This is a genomic window from Bombilactobacillus sp. ESL1187, assembly GCF_058107155.1.
On the sequence record NZ_JBYLTZ010000002.1, the window covers coordinates 1 to 20056 of the forward strand.

Below are 20056 nucleotides of genomic sequence, written 5' to 3' on the forward strand. Positions count from 1 at the left end.
TACTTTTGGTCTTTAAGAAAAGTGAAGTCAAGTTAGCTTGTGGGTCAAAATCAATTGTCAAAGTTTTGTATCCCATTTTTGCTAGGTTATAACTGGTTAGTGCAGTAGTGCTAGTTTTACCAACACCACCCTTGAAATTTAGAAAAGATAACACTTTAGCGGTCATAGTAAATCCTCCTTTTGACTAATATAACACAATTCCTTACAAAGTGTTAAATGTTATATGTTAAATACATTTCACATAATGTATAATGGTAAATGTGAAATGTTAAATGTATGAGTTTCTCATTTGGCAAGATTTTCATTGACATGTGACTGTTTAAAATTATATATTCTATTTGTGTCAAACATTACTTTTGTATCTTAGCCTAGATCTTTAGTGGCTAGGCAAACACCATTGGATACAAAAAAAGACTCAGTGCTCTCATGCGAGCCTCCTAAGTCTTAATAGCAAAAAAAATCGCCCTAACACCAATTAGGACAATCACACTTTTCATCAAACTGTGATTCTATTGTATAGCTCATTCTTAGAGTTGTCAATGCGATTGATTAAAAAAATGCGGGAGACAAGCCGCGTTAAGAGACTTACTAAGTGAGTTAACAGGACATGATCTTGAAGTGTTAATTTGACGGTGTGAGGAAACAAGTAGACAAGCAGGTCGCTTACCCGCTATTTCAAAAAGAAAATTTAAGCAGTCCTAGTTGGATCACTCCTAACTAGGGTTGGGCCAGCGCTAGCCCGTGGGCTAATCACTCGATGATTGAAAGAGACCACTTACTAATAGCGTGGGATAAGTTCCAACGATGGAACAGGTAAAACGGCTTGCTGGGCAACCAGTGAGCGGTATCAGTATGAGTTTATTATTGAACAATAAAAAATAAGATAATAGACGCCGCAAAGGGCGTTTTTTTTGTGGTTTGGAAACACAGTTTCCGTTAAGTATTGATTGGCATGAAGCCAACAAATGAGTGACAATCGAGGCTCCCGATACGTCGACGAGCTAAGTAGGTTGATTTTGTACTCTGGACAAAAATCTAGGGTACAAATCTGCTCTCAGAAACCCTCAACCATCTCTAAGCTAAGCAGGTCTAAACCCTTTAGTCAAGGGCTTTTAGGAAATAAATAAGATATATGTTATTTAAGGATTTTTAGTTTTTGAAAATTAAGAATATCTAATAGTGAATTACATAGTTTGTGAATATGGATTGTTCGTTTTAAATTTATATTTGGATTTTAGTTAGTTTTTTATTATGTAAGCCTTTTATTTTTTTATTTTTTTTTTAAATTTACGCTTGATTAATTTTTTGGCATAAGGTATTCTGATTTTGTAACTAGAACTTGATGTTTATGAGATTTTTTCAGAAATGATTAAGTTTCTGAAATTGTTGATTGAACTTTTACATGCAAATAAAAAAGAGAGTGGTTTGCTAAAATAATGCCTTATTTTAGCAAGTCATAACTCGAACAATTCCCGTTGTTCGGCTATTTTTACTCTCCGAGAGAACTCCCTTTTTATAGCTATTGCAAGTAGCTGTAATGGGTTAGTTCACTTGGATATTTTAGCATAGATAGCGTTAACGTCTAAAGAACTTCGTTAATCTATTTAATTAATTAAGCTAAATTGAGTGGAGTACCTGTACAATGCAGGTGCTCCTTTTTTTGTTTGTTAAAGTTTTGAATTTCGATTCTGGTTATGGGTTGAATTGGGACTGGAGGGGAGCTAGTGCGACAGGCTTTTGATTATTCAAATAGTTATGGTAAACGTAAGCGATTGTTAGTTTATGGTGAAGACTTTTTATACAAAGATCTTTTGAATGAGTCGCATTCGGTTAAATTGTTCTTCAGTGGTCAAGTATGGGTCAATATGGGCAATGGGATGTTTGTTTGTTCTAAGGATTCGCGTTATTTGATTAATTCACGAGAGGTTTATCAAAGAGCGCATACTGTTATGGATTCTCACCACCATTTAATTGCTAAACGTTTAAAGTTTTTGGATCCGTCTAAGCCCCTTGATGTTGCATTAGTTAAGTCTGATCCTTTGTTCAATCCAGATGATTATGAGCTGAGAAGAATTCGTTTTGAATTTTGCTAATCATTTTAGCTAATTTGAAGCGGCTGGCGGTTCTTTAAGGCCTAATCTCTAATTGTTCTTTGAAAATTGAATACAAACAATCTAAGATCCGTTTGGTAACCGTGGTCAGGCGGGGAGAGGGTGAAGAAACCATACGATGTTGCGGTAAATTATCATTGGTTGGGGACTATTAACTAGGCAATCGGGCTAACTGCCAATTAGCTTGGATTGAAACGTAACTGTCCAAAAAGTCCTGTCTATGCTCATTTGTATAGAAGTGGTCCAAGACGCAGTCCAAAAGTGAGTCAGTTGATTTTAAGTAATTGGTTTGATCAGTGTAGCGTTGGTGAGCTGGCTGAAAGAACAATCAATTCTGGATTAACTTAAAAAATTGCTTTCTGTACTAACAAAGAAGTTCCATTTATTACTAAAAAGTTATTAATTGATAATAAATCAAAAAATAAGAATAAAAATTCTGTGGGGATAGTACGCTCTTTTTACATAAAAGGGGGAGATGATTTGAAAAAACGTCAAATCAAAGTGGATACACCTAAACAAAGGTCGATTAAGGCGTATGTGCTTGTTTTTAGTTTGTTTTTTGTTTTTGTGATATTGGCATTTTGGTTAGGATCACCAGGGCACAAAGCTAATTTAGCTGTGGTTGATCAAAAAAACTTAGTTTATCGGTCCAAAATTCATGATCAAGTTAAGGGTCAGTTTAAATACGATGCGCAGACACAACAACCGGATTTCAACGGCTTGTTGCAACAGCGTAAGAAGAAAACTGGTTTAACTTTGCGGACCGAGTTATCAATTCCTAAATATAAGATTGACGTGCCCGTTTTTGAAGGGGTTACGCCTTATGTTTTGAGTTGGGGGTTAGGCACAGCTTATCCTAATGAGCGTTTAGGTTCTGGTAATTTTGCAGTTGAGGGGCACAATTATATGCAACTTAGTTATGCTCACGATTGGTTTTTGTCTAATTTGCAAAAATACGTTGCTCCTAAAGGCGATATTGATTTGAAATATGTCAGGATTCGAAAAGGTACGCCAATTTATGCTTTATCAGCGCATCGAGTCTATCAATATCGCGTGATTAGTCGGCAAATTAAAGATGTTCGCAACCCCACAGCTGCTCAAGTTTTAAAGCAGCAGGGAAATAAGCCATTGTTGACTATGAGTACTTGTTATGAACAAAAAGGTGTTTTACATCCAGATCAAAGAATTGTCGTTATTAGTGAACTGGTAAAGTCAAAACCATTTAAATTAACCGATAATTCTAATAGTAAGTTATTTAAACTTTCTTTGAATTAGTTATGTTTTGCTGATATTTGTTTCTCTAATAGCCCTATTGGGATCATTAGGGGTGATATAGTTACTTGTTTTTTCAAATTATTTTTAAGTTAAATGAAAGGTAATAAATAATGAAAAAATGGTCTTTGAAGACAGTATTAATATGTTCAATCTTGTCGGGACTATTTACTTTAGGTGTTAGCGATGTAAAAGCAACCACAAGCGTTAGTGAGCCTATTGAATCAGAGTCAGCAACTTCAACCAATAGTGCTAGTGAGGAAGAGGAAACTCCAAGTTCCAGTAATTCGAGTTCAAGGACACCTAGTTCTGGTTCGACACCAATTGAAGAAGACGAAGAAGAGTCAACACCTTCTAGTTCTCAAGTTAATCAAGCAGCCAATATTCAAAGTGCTACTAACCCTGCCTATAATTACATGCTTTGGTATTTATTATTTGCAGATAATAATGACAATGACAGTGGCAGTGGTAATCAAAAGCATGTGAAGTTAAATAAGCAGCAAAAAGCAGTTAAGGCTGTTGCTAATAAAAAATTATTGAAATTGCTTAGCAAAGGACACAGTTCCGATGGTGACAGTGCTGCTTTTGAAGTTATAAGTAAGAACAACAATAAAGTTCCCTTAAAAAAAGAATTTAAAAAGCTTTTTTCTAAGGATAAGGCTTGGAACGCACACTTGCTAATAATTTACAACAAGCATAATCAAAAGCTTTATGTAAAAACTGACAAGAAGAAGCTTGGACCATCAAATTCTCAACTAAATAAAATTAATCAAAAGCTCAAAGTGGCACCTGATCATAAAAAAGTAGTTAATAAGTACGTGTATCAAATCATGTTCAATTTTTTAAAGCATGCCAAACACTTGTCGTATTTTAGTAGTTATGACTTTTATATAACGTTTATTGTGCTTTTCTCTGTTTTAATTACATTTGCAGCTACAGCCTTAGTGCTTTTCATTAGTTAGTTTCTGATTTTGTGAGGGGGATTTGAATTATGAAAAAGGAAAAACAAAAAATTTTAGAAAGTGATTTTAAATCAAATCCTAACTATTGGCGAGAATTTGCTAAAAGGTTTGGTGGAGTAGTTGTTTGCAGCAATCAAACTGGTCAGCCGATTACTTATTTGAATTAGGAGGCTAAGGTGGATGATAAGGTGTTTAAATCAGATAAAAAGCACATTTTATTTTTGATATTTTTACTTGTTGTTTTACCAACATTGGTAGTTGCTTTATATCTTGTATTTCCTAGTTTAATACATTTTTTAATACGTTTAGTTAGTCATTTATCTAACGAATTTGTTAAATTAGGTTCTTTTTTAAAACGTTTAGAACGTCCAGCAACGATTTTTTTAATTAAAAATATTAAATTACTAACTGTGATTCAAATTTTCTTGTTTGTTGATTCTGTTATATGTTCATTATTTTTAGATTCTAAGGTTTTTCTATATTTTCGTTTATTTGTTTCTTTGTACAGTATTTTTCCGGTTTTGCTGGTGTGTCTAGCGCCCATAGCGAATATGAATACGATATTACTTCAACTCTTGTCAGAAATTTCTATTTGCATCCCCTTAGCTTTCATCCGAAGTTTTTAAAATCAAATAAATTATTTCACTATGACTAAGTATTAATTTTAAAGAAGGGGTTTGAGGGTTATGACAGATAAGAAGAAACAGAAACTTTCTACTTTGCAACAGTTTAATTTAAAAACTCGTCAAGAAGAGGAAAAAAGTAATAGGGTATCGGTAGTTAGCAAATACTTAGCCAAAATTATTATTGGGATTTTTTTGATTTTCAGTGTTTCTTTATTAGTTTTGGGTTTGGTATTTGGCATTAAATTACTTATTAAATTAATTTGTAGTATTAACTATGGACCTTTAATTTACAAATATATTCATGCACTTATGGTTGGCAATTTTGTGGTAATCATAGATACCATTTGTCTGGGAGCGTGTTTAACATTATTTTTAAGTGCTACTTGCATCAAAGATGAATTTTGGCATTGGTTAATGTTGTGTTTAGGATTAGCTGTTTTATTTTTGGGAGTCATTATAAAGATGTTAATTGTACTCTTAAGGATTTATTAGTAGAAAAACGTCAAATAAAAATCCAACTTCAAATTTTTAGCAACTTTAGAAAATTTGAGGCTGGATTTTTATATATGGGAAGTGAAAAAGATGAAACATAAAAATTTTCTTTTGTTTTTATTTGTCTCTGCAATAGCAACCTTAACTGGTTGTTCTTTGAATGAAGACTTAATTGGGAATACAGGCGATAATGTCTATAATGTGACTTCTTATACTGCTAATGGTGAAGAAACAATGAAAACTTCTGCTTCTGGTAATAAGATCAACTTAACGAGTCATGATTCTGGCGAAAGTAGAGTCTACAAACCATCTTCTATTTTAACTATTACTATTGACGGTAAGAAAATTGAAAGCTCGGACGAAACCATTATTTTTGCAGATAAAAAATTGAAGCCAGTTAAAAATTTCTCTGTTGAAAAACCAAGAGCAGTTGTAATCCGGTCACAGAATGGTAACTATATTGAGGCTTTTCAGGGAAAAAATATTGGATGGCAAAATATTAGATGGAGTACAGAAAGTGACTTGCTTAATGACGGTGACTCGCCTAAGATGACCAAAATAATGATCGACGGTAAACAGTTATACATTCACAAAGCTGATTTCCAAATTGTTAATACTAAATTGCTGAAAAAATAGGAGGATAACATATCTTAATAGAAGCATTTAAAGGCTAATGATATGTTAAAATGTTTTCAGGTAAAGTAAATGCTAAGGCGGCGGCTATTCCAGAAATGAGGTGGTGTTTATGGTGTAACAACTGTAAAACCAGATTCTAAGGAAAGGATTAGCCGATTGAAACTACTAGCCATTGCTTACTTTGTTAACAGTTTTGTTAATGGAGTGCGTACGGTTGTAGAATTTGTCAAGTTGAAAAACAAGACAAAAAAATAATCGCCTTAGCCACGCAAGGCTAGCGATTATTAAGCTTTAATTTAAAAGTGAATGGTTGCCACCTTGGCAACTTTACCTAAGGGATTGGTGCTCTAACACCAGTCCCTTTTTCAATATCAATGATAACACATGCTATAATATTTTTGTACCCTTAAGGATTTAGCAATAGAAAAACCCACTGTTTGGGCTTCTGTCTTGGCTTTTGGTTTTTGTACTCTTAAGGATTTAGCAGTAGAAAAACGTCAAATAAAAATCCAGCTTCAAATTTTTAACAACTTTAGAAAATTTGAGGCTGGATTTTTTAGTTTAAAGGAAAAGAGTTGGGAGAGATATGCTAAAATAATTAATGCGATAAGTTTTATGGGCGGTGACTGTTTGTTCTCAAGGAGGTGCTTGCGTATGAGAATACGGAAGAATCAACAGAAAGGATATACAGTCTTACTTGAATACCTACAAGGTATTAATGTTAATGATTGCTTTTGGCACATTAGTTGCCACAATCATGAACAACAAAAAGTAATAAAAAACCGTCCTACTCTAACTTTGGCAAGTTATAGGACGATTAAATAAGCTCTATAATTTAGTCACCGCCTTTAAAGCGGATCGCTAAGGGATTGGTGCTCTAACACCAGTCCCTTTTTCAATATTATGATAACACATGCTATAATGTTTTTGTACCCTTAAGGATTTAGCAGTAGAAAAACGAAAGTATGTAGCAAATATTAATTGGAATAGTTTTTGTACCCTTAAGGTTTTAGCAATAGAAAAACTGATCTGGATGTAAAACACCTTTTTGTTCAGTTTTAGCAATAGAAAAACGTCAAATATTGATCCAGTTTCAAATTTTTAGCAACTTTAGAAAATTTGAGGCTGGATTTTTTTAGTTTAAAGGAGGAATTTAAATGAATAGTTTAATTCTGTGGAAAACCTCATTTCGAGCCATTAGGGCGCCTCCAGTTTTGCACAAGAAATTTAATTAATTGGTTGATATGACTAGGATTTGAAGCTCTTTCCTGCTAAAATTTAATTAGAAAGAAATTAAGTTTTAGAAACGGGGAGAGGATTTTTAAATGAAGTTGAGAAAAATGTTAACTTTGATTTTTAGTTTAGGTTTGGCAGCTGGGGGAGCTACTTTAGCGAATTCTAATCATGTAGATGCTGCAAAATATAATTACAAGGTCGCTACGGCGCGGACCACTCCATATACGCCTTTGTACGATAATAACTGTAATGTGATTGAAGCACGTGTGGTTTTTCCTAACTCTGATTGGCGTGTGGGAAAAGTGAAGAAAGTTAAAGGCTTTTTCTACTTCCAAGTGTCTGGGAAGGAATGGCTACGTTCTGATGGTTCAACTACTAATTTTAATCCCCAAAATCTTCATTTAACTGATCAAGACAATGATACTCCAAACGCAAATGTGACTGAATCAGATGGTCAAATTCATTTGGATGAACAGGCAATTAGTAAGAGTATTTTTAATGAAGTAAATCGTCTGCGTGTAATGAATGGCTTAAATCCATTGGCTGATAATCCAGAATTAGACAATTTTGCACAAATGCGTGCTGAGAATTTGCATAAAAATGGAAATGTATTGAATCACGATGGTGCATATAATAATGTACATCCAGATGCTTATGCGGGCGAAAATTTAGGAGAAGATCCTTCTACTGGAAATGCTCAAACTGACGCTGTTAATGCTGTTATCGGCTGGTATCATGAAGTAAATAGTAATTCAGCTAATGGTCACCGGTTAAATATGTTAAATCCATTATTTACCCAAGTTGGAACGGGCGTTGTCAAATACAAAGCACCTTATTCCGATGGTTACGATATTATTGAAACGCAGACTTTCTATATGCCAGATCCTGACTTGTCAGCCATGACTAATGATCAAATTAACCAATTAAATGACTTCATTAATTCTTACTACACGGGCCCAGAAAAACCTAGTCACTATGACAAGACAGAAAATGACTACGTTTGGCCAAAATATTAATTAAAAACAATTTTTCTTTTAAAGCAGAACTAGCTTAGCTAGCTCTGTTTTTTTGTACCCAAAATTTAAAAAATGAGGTGTTTTGATGAAAAAAGCTAAAAATCGGCGCCGCAGTCGCTTAGCGACTATGTTTTCACTTTCGGTGGTGGTTTTGGGAACCATGGCCAGCGCTGCGGCTCCTTTGACTACTGTGAAAGCTGACGATTCAGATTCAAATCCTTACAACGTTCCAGGTGTAACTAAGGATAATTTAGATGAGTTGCCGGCAAGCTTTAATCACTATGGCGTCAGTATCCCAATGTCAGAATTTCCAGTCTATGGTTCCATGCACGGCGAACCCTTGGTGCATACGGAATTTAATGCCGACGGCTACCTTGCTTGGTGCCTTAATTACAACAAGGTAACTCCGGATGCGTCAACGTATTCAACTGAAAAGCAGGATACTGGCGATAATATGTATCATGTGCTTTTAAATGGATTTCCAATGAAATCAACGCAACAGTTGGGGCTGGACAACTTAGATGAAGCGTTAGCTGCAACCCAGGAAGTAGTTTGGGATCAGAACGTTGGTTGGAACGGCGGATTTAATTTAGACGACGTGGATTACACCGATGGCAGCACTTTGGGCTTAGGAAAGCCATCCCTGCTTTCGGAACGGCAACGGGTTAAAATGGCAGCACAAGAGATCAAGCAGAATGCTTCGGTAGATACGCGAACCCAGTCTGAACCACATTTAATAGCATCCGGTGTAACTCCTGGAGTACCTGAACATTCCAGTAGTTCGACTGATGGAGATGGTACTGGCGGAAATGATAGTGATGGCTATTGGACAGTATCTTCTAATACCGATGGTGACGGAAAAGGTGTGGTTGATCCGCAAGGAAATACGACCTTTACTTTCCACACTAGTATTTCAGACGGTTACAAAGCTGTTAACGCTAAGTTTGCGAAGATTTCTGGACCCGCTGGCATGGTAGTGAAGCAAGGTGATCGCCAAGTTAAAGAAGGAGATCGCTGCGATGTGGGTGAAGATTACACGGTCACCATTCCCGCTCAAACGTCTGATGTTAACTTTAAAGTTCAAATTTCCACGCAAACCGATGGCTGGTTGCGTGCCAACGGCTACGTTAATAGCGGCGACGTGCAGAACACCCTTGTTCAAAATACAGGGAATTCAAAACTGAAACAGTTAAATACTCCTTGGAAAGAGTATGGTGTTAATCCAACTTTGGGTGAGATTCATTTGCACAAGCAAGGAGAGGGTCAGGAAGCTTTAAAAGGTATTCGCTTCAATTTGATTAACGAGGACGACAATTCCATCGTGCAACAAGGTGTCACGGACGACTCCGGAAATTTGGTGTTTAAAAAGGTGCCACACGGTCACTATATTATCCGCGAAGCAAACACTGATCCAGATCATGATTTGAATTTACAGGACCAACATGTTGAATTAACCGACGATGAGATCGTTAACGCTCAATTTCCAACGGTTAACGTCCAAAATACGGAAATTAAGGATCAACCAATCTTGCAATCCTATGCAACTGAAGTTGATAGCGATGATACTAAGGGTTCACGCTTAGTTGACGCAAAATACGAGGATTTACAAGATGAAATTTTGGCTGACAACTTGGACGATGGCCATTCCTACAAAATAGTTGACACCCTGTACGATCGTTCTACTGGCCAACCTTTGAAGCTCAAAGACGGTTCGGTGGCCCAAGCGTCCCAAACATTCACCGCTAAAAAAGCAGATCCAAATAAGGGTCATGACCGGGGATACTTTAAAGCCACTTTGAAGTATTCGCAAGTTGATTTGCACGGTTTACAAGGCGACAATATTTACGCGAAAGCAAATATTTACCGGGTGGCCAATGATCAAGTGTCAACCCATGACGGTGAAGAGTTAGCGACTGAGGATACTACCAACAACGTTAACCAAACATTACACGTGTTAAGCCCGAAGATTAGTACGGTGGCCACGGCTAATGCTAGTTCGGCTGGTAAGGATAAAGTGCCAACCGGCAACAAGGTTACTAACCCGTACTCCAAGACTAAAATCAACGATTGGGCCAATATTACCGACTTAGTAAAGGGGCATAAATACACTGTTCACTTAAAGGAAATGACCACAGACGATCAAGGTAATCCCGTGGAATATAAAGATCCCACCACGAATAAGCCAGTAACCGTTGAAAAGACGTTTACAGCTGACGGTCCAACAAAACAAATTTCAACTGATTTTCCTGAATTCTCAACCGTGGATCAACAAGGTAAAAAATTGACAGTGTACTACAATGTCACACCGGCTGACGAAGACGATGATAAGTTGGGGTATCAAGAAGATATTACTGACGCTTCCGAAACAGTTCGGGTTACGACCCCACAGGTTAAGACGAAAGCTTCCATTGACAGTGATACGATTAGTAATCCTACTAAAACGGGTACTGTAGTTGATACCGCAACTGTAACCGACGTCGCCCCTAATCAACCGTTAGAATTGGGAGCTGTTTTAAGTGATTCCAAGTCCAATGCAGTGCAGCTGAAGGAGAAGAAGCAAACCTATGTTTTAATGGGCAAAACGACGGTGACACCAAAGTCGGATAGCTTTGTCACTGAAGTACCACTGGAAATGGTTAATGCTCCCAAAGCTGATTCTAATGGTGATATTAAGATTGCCGATGCAGCTACTCGCCAAAAGTTGAACTCCTTGAAAGCCCAAAAAGTTGAGGATATTAAGGCTGATCCTGTTAAAGCTGGTGCTGCTGCCGGCGGGTCTGATCAAAAGCAACCTTATCAAATCAACACTCGTAAGTTAGCCGGCCAAAAGACCGTGGTCTTTGAAGATCTGTGGGAATTGCCGGACAAACCACTGGCTTCTCATGCGGACGTGAACGATCAGGGGCAAACCATTGAAGTTACTAATCCGAAAATTCACACTGAAGCTTTGTTAAATGACCACCACACTAGCAATCCTCAAACCAAGAGCCATTTGGCGGATAAGGTAAGTTACGAGGGCGTTGCTCCGGGACATGAATTAGATTTGGACGCCGTGGCCGTTGATCCGCAAACGGGCGTGAATATTGCTTTGCGTACAGGTAAAGATGGTTCGAAGGTTTATAACTTAATGGGTAAGAAACGTTTCTATCCGGCCGCTGCGAAAGGCGAAACAACGGTGCCATTGCAGAAGGTAACAGCTACTAAAGAGTCAGTTGACGCTTCGAAGAATAAGGATAAAGTTAATCCCAATAAACCAGCTGCTAAACCGGAAACTAAGCCTAATCAAACGTCACAAGAACAAGTAGCCGGCGATCAAACTAATGGTCAAGGAAACTTTAAGTTGTCCGTCAAAATCACTAAAAACGACAATGACGCCGATATTAAAGACGGTATTAAGAAAGTTAATGCTTTGGCTAAACGTTATGGTGTAGATACAACCAAGCTTAATGATTATCTAAATAAGTCCCAAACGCCATTCTCAAGCTCTGACAAGCATTATTTGCTAGATGAGTATAAGAGTGTGGCAGCAGCCATTAAAAAGGCCCAGGGCGCTTCTGGAACGGGAAATAAGATTATTTTACAAACGTCTATTTCTAAAAATTCTAGTGATAGTGATATTCAACGCGCGGTTAAAGATATTTCGGCAGCCGCTGATTATTACGGTTTAGAAACTTCCAGTTTAGATGACGTGGTTGCGAAAGCCAAAAAGCCAATGACCGCTACTGATAAAGACGAGATCGTTTCTGCCTTTAATAATTTGGTGGCCAAGGTTAAGGAAAAACAAAAGTCTGCTCAGGATTCCTTGGATCAAAATTCTGGTACTAATGCTAATCAGCCGACCGATGACACGCAAAAATACGACGTGGATTTGTCCGGCAGCACAAAGGCTAAACAGCGAGTTAAGGATAATCAGATCCAACCACAAGATCCACGAATTGACGACTCTAAGCCTAATTTGAACGCTGATAAGTATTTGATTGATACTAGTTCTTTACGCGGTCAAAAAATGGTTATGGTTGAAGATTTGGTTAATTCGGAAGCCAATCCTGTAGAAGGTAATAATGTGCAAGAACCAATTACTTCGGAAATTGACGTCAATAACTTGAACCAAACAGTGCGGGTTACTAATCCTAAGATTCACACTATGCAAACGATCGATAATCAAAAAGATTTGGTGCTAGATGGTCAAAATACTAAAGTACCGTTAAAAGATACAGTTAGTTACACTGATTTAGCCCCTGATGAACAAGTGGTCTTGAATGCCGCAGAAATGGATACTGGTGTTAAGCGTCCGTTTTTGATTAATAATCAATATTTGTATGGCCGTAAAACCTTCATTCCGGCTAATTCTGATGGCAAGGTGAGTGTTTACTTTAACCCACAAGATGACGCGCCGGCTGCTCGTTATCTAACAACAATGTTGGATCAAAACGGCATGACAGCTAACAGTTCAGTGGTAGAAGATACGTCCGAAGCGATTGATAACAATACTAATGCGACTGACGGCGATCAAACCAATCATGGCTCAACTGGTAAAGGTGAGAATGCTAAAGATCCCGATTACTCTAACAAACCGTCAAATACTAGTGGTGATCAAACCACTAATGGTGGTTACAACAGTGTTACTGGTTCGGACTTAGGAACAAATAATGCCGATTCTAGCAATGATACGAGTGCCTATGACATTGATCTAAGCGATTTAAACAACGCAAAAACGTCTAAGACGCAAATGACGGCTTTTGAAACATTAGAAACCACGGGTAAGAATAGCAATATTATTGCGGAGCACAAGGATTATTCGGATGCTGATCAAACAGTAACTGTCACACATGGTACCAATGGTCATAGCGGCCATGGACATGGTGGTTCAACGAATATCAACGGTAACGCTAATTCCAACTCTAATGCTAATTCGAGTGCAAACTCCAATCCTAGTTCAACCACTAATAAAAATAAAAACAAGCAAAAGCAGCACCAGAGCCAAACTAACGGTGACAATACCAATACTGCAACCAACGGTAATGTAACTGGTGGTAACACTACAATTACTATCAATAACGATGGCTCCAATAGCGGATCTAATAGTGGCTCCAATGCTGGAACGAATACCGATAAAGGTAGTAAGGACGGTAAGGACGGCAAAGATGGTGCTAATGCCGCAAATGGTCAAAATGGTCAGGACGGTAAAGATGGCAAGGATGGTAAAGACGGTAGTGACAGCAAAAACGATAGTAATTCCGTAAAACCAGACTCCAATTCTTCCGATTCCAAAGGTTCTTCTTCAGACTCAGATACGGATACTCCTTCTTCCAGTACTACGCCGAATTCCGATGATTCCGACTTACCAAGATCAGTTACACCGTTACCAACCGGCAATGGTTCAGACACTAGTTCTGGCTTTGCACAAACTGGTGGTAGTTCTAAATTAAGTAGCAATCATTTATACAATTGGTTCTATGGATTAGTTTATAAAGTACACCAGAAGATGGTTTCTTGGTTTAAGTAAATGTCATGAATACAATATGTTCCACTTGCGCGTCACAGAGAAATCTTTAGTGCTTTTTATTGAGTAATAATATTCTTTATTTGTTAGATTGATAAAACTAAATTCTTAATGTAAGATGTAAGAAGTAAGAAATAGTTAATCCGATAAATTAGGAGGATAGGCATATGTCACAATTAACCAGTATTTTGTCTAGCAAGGGACAAGTCGTAATACCTGCTCCGGTGCGTAAGCAGTTAGGATTAGAAAAAGGTAGCAAAATATCTTTTGAAGTCAAAGGGGATCGGGTTATTGTAAAAAAGTTACCAACAGCTTTAGACTGGTCTAATCTGATAAAGGATATACCAGTAGAAGATGTTGAATTTGACGAGAACGGAAACTATGATCCTAAAAAATCTCCAGAGTTTCATGATTGGATGGTTAATGGCTAACTATGGAACCAATGGATATTTATATTGCTAATGTTCCTTATGAAGATACGGACGGAGAAAAAATTCGTCCTGCCTTAGTAGTAAAAATAACTGCTCAAAAAATTGGTGTTTTTAAAATTACTTCTCAATATGTTCAATCCTCCTATTTCAAGAAGAAATTTTATTACAGAATAATGGATTGGAAAGGTGCAGGATTAAATAAGCAATCATATGTTGATACTCATAAGATATTTAGACTTCCACCTTCGAAAGTTTTTAAAAATCAACCAATTGGTAAATTGACTGATTCAGATGTTATTAGATTGTTTGAGTTCATAAAACAATCTGAGTAATTTAATATGTTCCACTTGTGCGTCACAGAGAAATCTGTGGCGCTTTTTTTTGTTTTCCAGAAAAAAGGAAAACGAAAGGAGGTGAACCATGAGCTCTAAGAAGAAATCAACTCAAGAATTGTTGTTAGAAAAGGTCTTGACTGAAAGGGGGATTTCAAAAAAAGAATTTAAAATTAAAAACCGCCAGCAGGCACTGGCGGCTTTGATTGATCCAACAACGGATCATGAATTGTTAGCAGTAATTGACCAATATTATTCGCAACGACTCATTGAAGCGGAAATTAAAAGTCAATTACTCAATTAATCTTACTAAATTTAAAGAGAAAGAGGTAATCCTGTGTCTTTAGCTATTCAAAATTATTTTATGAAATTAATGACTCAATTAATTGCCCAAATGGATCCAGAAGCAATTCAAAAATTAGGTGACGTGTTCGGTAACTTAACTAATGCTGCGAATTCATTAAAACAAAACCTGTCAACTTTAGGCATCGCGTTAGCCGCTGTTGCTTTGGTGGTTGGTTTTATCGGTTTACAGTTTGGTTCAAGAATGAATCAAATGTCCAAGACCGTTTTAATGTGGGCGTGTGTCGCTGTTGGTGGTATTGGTTTAACCATGGCGGTTATTTCTTGGGTTCAAAATGCCGTCGGTGGCGGTTTCTAGTTTTAACTATTTTAGAATGATTAATTCTTCTGTAATTAATCTTAGTCAACGTGTCGACTGTGAAAAGTCGGCACGTTTTTACTTGCGGTGACGCAAGAATAAAAAGATGGAGGTCAAATTGTATGTATACAGGCTATGTCACAAAAGTTGATAAAAAGATCAGAAAAGCTTTAAATATACCAATTCGGAAAAGGTTTCGAAAAGCCACTGTTTCGATGGTTGAGTTGGAAAAAATTTTTGAAGCGATGGCTAACTATTTAAAAGAAAATGGTGTAGAAACTACACAAATAGCTTTTACTTTAAACCAAAGCGACGACAGTCGCAGTGGCGAAATTACTAGTTTAGATTTTGAAATTGGAATTAAGGCAGAAGATGCTGGCCAAAAGAATTTGTTACCAGATAAGTTAGCGATTGATATTTCTAACGATGATAATCCTGACCCAGCTGATTTAGAGATACCTTCGCAAATTGCCAATGAAATTAATTCGGATCAAGATGACGAACCACCGTATGAAAGTTCATTTGCGGAGAAAGAGCAGCCAGCTGCTGAACCGGAGGCGGAGGATTCTACTGACGATCCTTTTAGTGATTTTCAAGAAGATTCAGACGCTTTTAATCTTGATGACGACGATGAAGCCCTCGCTGGGAACGATTTAAATGCTGAAGCAGAGGTTGAGTCAGACTCAACAACAACTGCTGCTCAATCAGAACCTGATGAACAGCCAGAAGTATTATCTACCTCTATGGATCAGATGGAAAATGTTAACCCAGAACCTACTAATTCTGGTGACTCACCAGAAAAAATTTCAGAAGAGCCTAAACCAGACGAACGAATAATTAGTTTAGATCAATATTTGAATGATTTGACTGCTAATCAAGCTAGTTTGCAATTATCGAAAAAAGATATTTTAGCTGATTATGGATTACCAGAGTCTAGGGAAGATATTAAGCCAGATAATACAGTTGCTTTGGCTAAATTTGATTTTATTAGTGGATTAATTCGTTCTAGACAAACTGATTTAACACAGTGGCAGACCGATTTTAATATTAAGCAAACGCAGTTATTAGCTGATTTAAAAGAACAATTAACTATTTATTATCATCAAAATGCAGCACCAGATTTAATTGAGGATTTGGTTGAAAAACAGGTGTCACAAATAGTTGACGTCTTTAATAAAGAAGTTCTTCAACCCAATTACATTGCAGCAAATAAAGAAATTGCTACTACTAATAAAAAGTTAATAGCTGATATTAAAAAACAATTGAAGGTTGATCAAGATGCTGCTGTTGCCAAATTAGCGGATGAAGCCCAAGTTAAGCTTGATCAGGCACAAAAAGATTATGAATTAGGCGATCAATCCTTACGTGATGATATGCAAAGTAAGGCTAAGCAGTATCGGTCCGAACAAATTGTTCCGTTACAAAAGAGTATTCAATTTGACGTTAATCAAAAGTTGAATATTCAAAAAAATAAATTATGTAAAGAATTTCAAGCTAATAATGCTGAGCTGACAGCAGAATATCTGAAAAAGATTTCTACTGTTCGGACTGAAATTCAGGTTAACCTAGATCAAAACGAACAACGTTTTGAAACCAATGCTCTAAAACAACGTGAATTGGATTTAGCTAATCAAAAGCAACAACAAGAGTGGGATTACAAAAATAAACAATTAGATAGTCAAGTAGAAATAGCTAAGGCCCAAGCCAAAGCTCACCAACAGACTTCTAAGCAGCCGACACAAGTTGTTACAGACCAAGGGCATAGTGAAAGTGAAGCTCATGTATTGAAGCTATATGACCAACTATTTGAAAAATACGGCAAGTTAATGGATCGTCAATTAACCCCAGAACCACCCTTGGCGGCCCCAGCTCCAACTTCCCAGGTCACTGATCCGCAGGCCCCGATTGTTTCAGATACTAATCAACGTAGTAGTAATTCTAAGAAAGGCTTGTGGAGTGGTTTAACGGCCGCTGGTGCTTGTTTAGTCTTATTAGGTGGATTTGGCTTGTATCACCATGAAAATGCTAAGATCAGCCAATTAAGTGCTATTAATAGCCAGTTAAGTTCTCAACTTTATAAAGTGAAACAAAAACCAACAACTCCTGTCTCTAAGGCTGCAACTGTGAAACCTAAAAAAGCTAGCTTAGATGATTTATTAGCACAAAAAGATTATCAAAAAGCGATGGATGAGTACAATGATTTAAACTCTCTGGATAAAATTGCTGAACGTTTGTATTTAAATAAGGATACGGCCAACTTAGAATTGTTAAATTCTAAATATGATGTGGCTTTAGGAAAATACAACCATGCAATTTTAAAAAATGATCAATCCGAATTACAAAAGTCGGCTAGTCAATTGACTGACTTTGAAAAATCACTAATGAACCAAGATCAGAAGAAATTCTTAAGTCCTGGTAAATAATCATGCAAAAGCGAACAAAACAAGGACATGAACATTTACTTAAGGGCCTTTTTAGCCGGCATAGGTATTTGTCCCACACCTATGAATATTCCGTTTCTGGTGAAGATTTACCCGAGGAAAATGTCCATAAATTAGACGGTCGGTTTTGGCTTTTATTAGTGGTTTTAGTTGTTTTATCAGTGTTTTTGATTGATTACTTTGCCAATGGTTTTTTAGTAGTTGTCACTACTTTGTTTGATACGTTATTTACCAAGCAGATTCCTACTTTTAGTCAGATATTTGGTGGTTTCACGTTTCAAAAATGGGTTTTATCTAAGCTCTTATTGTTAATTCCAACGATTGCAGCTATTGCCATAGCTGTTTTAATTGTTTTACGTCTGAAGTTTAAGACCGTTGATATTGCTTTTGGCCAAAAAGGTGATAGCCGGTTTACGACCTTGAAAGAAATTCAGGAACAGTTTAAAGCCATTCCGCAAGCGGGCAAGTCTTTTCCCGGTTATGGTGGCGTGCCAATTTCTCATTACAAAAATCAATATTATATTGAAGATGGCACTTACAATACCGAGATCGAAGGAACTTCAAGATCTGGGAAAGGTCAAGCTGCCGTGTTAACCATGTTGGACAACCTCTCACGGGCGCAAAAGCGCAGTTCCTTAGTCGTTGGCGATCCCAAAGGAGAGTTATACGCCGCGATGAGTGAAACGCTCAAACAACGTGGCTATGAGGTCTATGCGTACAACCTAATTGATCCTACTAAATCTATGGGTGACGATCCGTTAGGCTTAATCAAAAAGTATTACCGGCGTGGTAATACGGAGTATGCCTTACAACTAATAAATACACTCACTGATACAATCTATAACGAGCCTAATGCTGGCGAAAATAAATTTTTTAATACGTCGGCGGCAAAAGTCGTTAATGCCTTAATTTTGGTGCTGTTGGAAGATGCCAAGTTAACAGGACAATGGCAAAGAGTAACGATGAATAATGTGGCGGAAATGTTAACAGAAGTCGGAAAAGTTAACTTTAAAGAAAACCCGGACGATTTTGAAACTAAAAACGCGTTAGACGAACTGTTTAACAGCTTGCCACCAGGCAATTTAGCGGCCAAACAATACGTTGGTGCTAATTTTTCTGGTGAAAAGGCGAAGGGTTCTATTTTAGCGACGGTTGCTGATAAACTAGCAATTTTTACGATGCCATCGATTGCTAAATTGACTTCGAAAGCCAGCATTGATCCAAAGTCAATCGGCTTTTCCAAGTATTTAGATTTTCAAGTTGATCCCAAATTAGTTAATCAAAAACTGCAAGTTAAATTTTTCGATGCCCAACATAACAAAATGTTAGGTCTCACAATGGCCGCGGTAGGAGTCAATGGTTTTGTCGAAGTCAATTTTGATTTCACATTGCATTCACAAGATATTTTAGAAATTAGTTATCAGAAGCAAAAAATTCAATATCGGATGCAATTAAGTACTAAGCCTAAAGAACACCAAGTTCAATTGACAGAATTAGGAAAGATAACATTAGAAGTCAAAAGTATGGAGATGAATTATAGTGAACACCCGATGGCTATCTTTTTAATGCTACCGGATTTTGATACGTCGAACCATGTGTTAGCTTCCTTATTCATTTCCAGTGTTTATACAGAACTTTCTTATCAATGTTCTAGAACCGTTGGTAATAAGTGTTTTTGGCGAATTAACTGGGTGTTAGATGAATTTGGTAACTTACCAGCCATTGCGAACATGGACCAAATTTTGACGGTCACCAATGGGCGAAATATGTTGTGGCATTTATTTGTGCAATCGGATTCGCAGCTGGACGCTAAATATGGCCAACAAGCCGCGGAAACGATTAGGCAAAACTGTCAAACTAAAATCATGATCATGACCACCGATAATGCTTCAATTGAGAATTTTAGCAAAATGGTCGGCAATAAAACCGCAGTGTCGCGTAATTCTGACATGAATGATATTTACAACAATCGTAGCACGCAGGCTTCTGCTGAGTCAGAGCGGTTGCTGACACCGGAGCGAATATCGCAATTGCTGGAGGGCGAAACGATCGTTCTAAGACCATTGCATCGTGAAGACTTAAAACATCGCAAAGTCCGTCCGTTTCCCATTTTTAATACTAAGGAAACGTCAATGCCCTATGCTTATCAATTTTTAACCAAATATGGCATTGACCCCAGCCGTGACATTAATTCACTAGACTTTGATTCACCCAATGCTAATCTCAATTTGGACGATTTAAGGCTTGATTTTAGTGATTTTATGGTTTCCGAAGCCGCTTTAGCGGAATATTTAAAGTACCAATAGTTTAAAAAATTGAATACGTGACTTTTGAGGA

The 20056-nt window shown here is 37.1% G+C and carries 17 protein-coding genes; 16 read left to right on the forward strand and 1 reads right to left on the reverse strand.

Annotated features, from left to right (window positions below):
* The coding region (locus AC3B5B_RS08135; RefSeq protein WP_489769905.1) for a ParA family protein at window positions 1–166 on the reverse strand (166 nt) is incomplete at its 3' end.
* Between the two features lie 1558 nt (window positions 167–1724).
* Here AC3B5B_RS08135 and AC3B5B_RS08140 point away from each other — a divergent pair.
* The 16 genes from AC3B5B_RS08140 to AC3B5B_RS08215 all read left to right on the forward strand — a co-directional run bounded on the left by AC3B5B_RS08140 (window position 1725) and on the right by AC3B5B_RS08215 (window position 20025).
* A complete protein-coding gene (locus AC3B5B_RS08140) occupies window positions 1725–2093 on the forward strand; it encodes a hypothetical protein (RefSeq protein ID WP_489769862.1) in 369 nt (122 codons plus the stop codon).
* Window positions 2094–2591: 498 nt separating this feature from the next.
* A complete protein-coding gene (locus tag AC3B5B_RS08145; RefSeq protein WP_489769863.1) occupies window positions 2592–3386 on the forward strand; it encodes a class A sortase in 795 nt (264 codons plus the stop codon).
* 110 nt (window positions 3387–3496) lie between these two features.
* Complete coding sequence (locus AC3B5B_RS08150) at window positions 3497–4345, forward strand: hypothetical protein (protein ID WP_489769864.1); 849 nt, start codon at window positions 3497–3499, stop codon at window positions 4343–4345.
* 29 nt (window positions 4346–4374) lie between these two features.
* Complete coding sequence (locus tag AC3B5B_RS08155) at window positions 4375–4512, forward strand: hypothetical protein (RefSeq protein ID WP_489769865.1); 138 nt, start codon at window positions 4375–4377, stop codon at window positions 4510–4512.
* A 9-nt stretch (window positions 4513–4521) separates the two neighbouring features.
* Entirely contained in the window at window positions 4522–4971 is a 450-nt protein-coding gene (locus tag AC3B5B_RS08160; RefSeq protein ID WP_489769866.1) for a hypothetical protein, read from the forward strand.
* Between the two features lie 60 nt (window positions 4972–5031).
* Entirely contained in the window at window positions 5032–5463 is a 432-nt protein-coding gene (locus tag AC3B5B_RS08165; protein ID WP_489769867.1) for a hypothetical protein, read from the forward strand.
* Window positions 5464–5553: 90 nt separating this feature from the next.
* A complete protein-coding gene (locus AC3B5B_RS08170) occupies window positions 5554–6099 on the forward strand; it encodes a DUF5052 family protein (protein WP_489769868.1) in 546 nt (181 codons plus the stop codon).
* Window positions 6100–6753: 654 nt separating this feature from the next.
* Window positions 6754–6924, forward strand: a complete 171-nt coding sequence (locus AC3B5B_RS08175; RefSeq protein WP_489769869.1) for a hypothetical protein — start codon at window positions 6754–6756, stop codon at window positions 6922–6924.
* Between the two features lie 500 nt (window positions 6925–7424).
* Window positions 7425–8351 (forward strand): CAP domain-containing protein, encoded by a 927-nt coding sequence (locus AC3B5B_RS08180; protein ID WP_489769870.1) that lies wholly within the window; start codon window positions 7425–7427, stop codon window positions 8349–8351.
* 85 nt (window positions 8352–8436) lie between these two features.
* Complete coding sequence (locus AC3B5B_RS08185; protein ID WP_489769871.1) at window positions 8437–13857, forward strand: VaFE repeat-containing surface-anchored protein; 5421 nt, start codon at window positions 8437–8439, stop codon at window positions 13855–13857.
* 164 nt (window positions 13858–14021) lie between these two features.
* Window positions 14022–14285, forward strand: a complete 264-nt coding sequence (locus tag AC3B5B_RS08190; RefSeq protein ID WP_489758066.1) for an AbrB/MazE/SpoVT family DNA-binding domain-containing protein — start codon at window positions 14022–14024, stop codon at window positions 14283–14285.
* Between the two features lie 2 nt (window positions 14286–14287).
* Complete coding sequence (locus AC3B5B_RS08195; RefSeq protein ID WP_489769872.1) at window positions 14288–14617, forward strand: type II toxin-antitoxin system PemK/MazF family toxin; 330 nt, start codon at window positions 14288–14290, stop codon at window positions 14615–14617.
* Between the two features lie 88 nt (window positions 14618–14705).
* On the forward strand, window positions 14706–14921 hold the full coding sequence (locus tag AC3B5B_RS08200; RefSeq protein ID WP_489769873.1) for a hypothetical protein: 216 nt from the start codon (window positions 14706–14708) through the stop codon (window positions 14919–14921).
* A gap of 33 nt (window positions 14922–14954) precedes the next feature.
* Window positions 14955–15278 carry a hypothetical protein gene (locus AC3B5B_RS08205; protein WP_489769874.1) on the forward strand — a complete coding sequence of 108 codons (324 nt, stop codon included), beginning with the start codon at window positions 14955–14957 and terminating at the stop codon, window positions 15276–15278.
* A 122-nt stretch (window positions 15279–15400) separates the two neighbouring features.
* A complete protein-coding gene (locus AC3B5B_RS08210; protein ID WP_489769875.1) occupies window positions 15401–17701 on the forward strand; it encodes a hypothetical protein in 2301 nt (766 codons plus the stop codon).
* Between the two features lie 2 nt (window positions 17702–17703).
* Window positions 17704–20025: a VirD4-like conjugal transfer protein, CD1115 family gene (locus tag AC3B5B_RS08215; protein ID WP_489769876.1), complete on the forward strand. Its 2322-nt coding sequence runs from the start codon at window positions 17704–17706 to the stop codon at window positions 20023–20025.
* Window positions 20026–20056 lie beyond the last annotated feature (31 nt).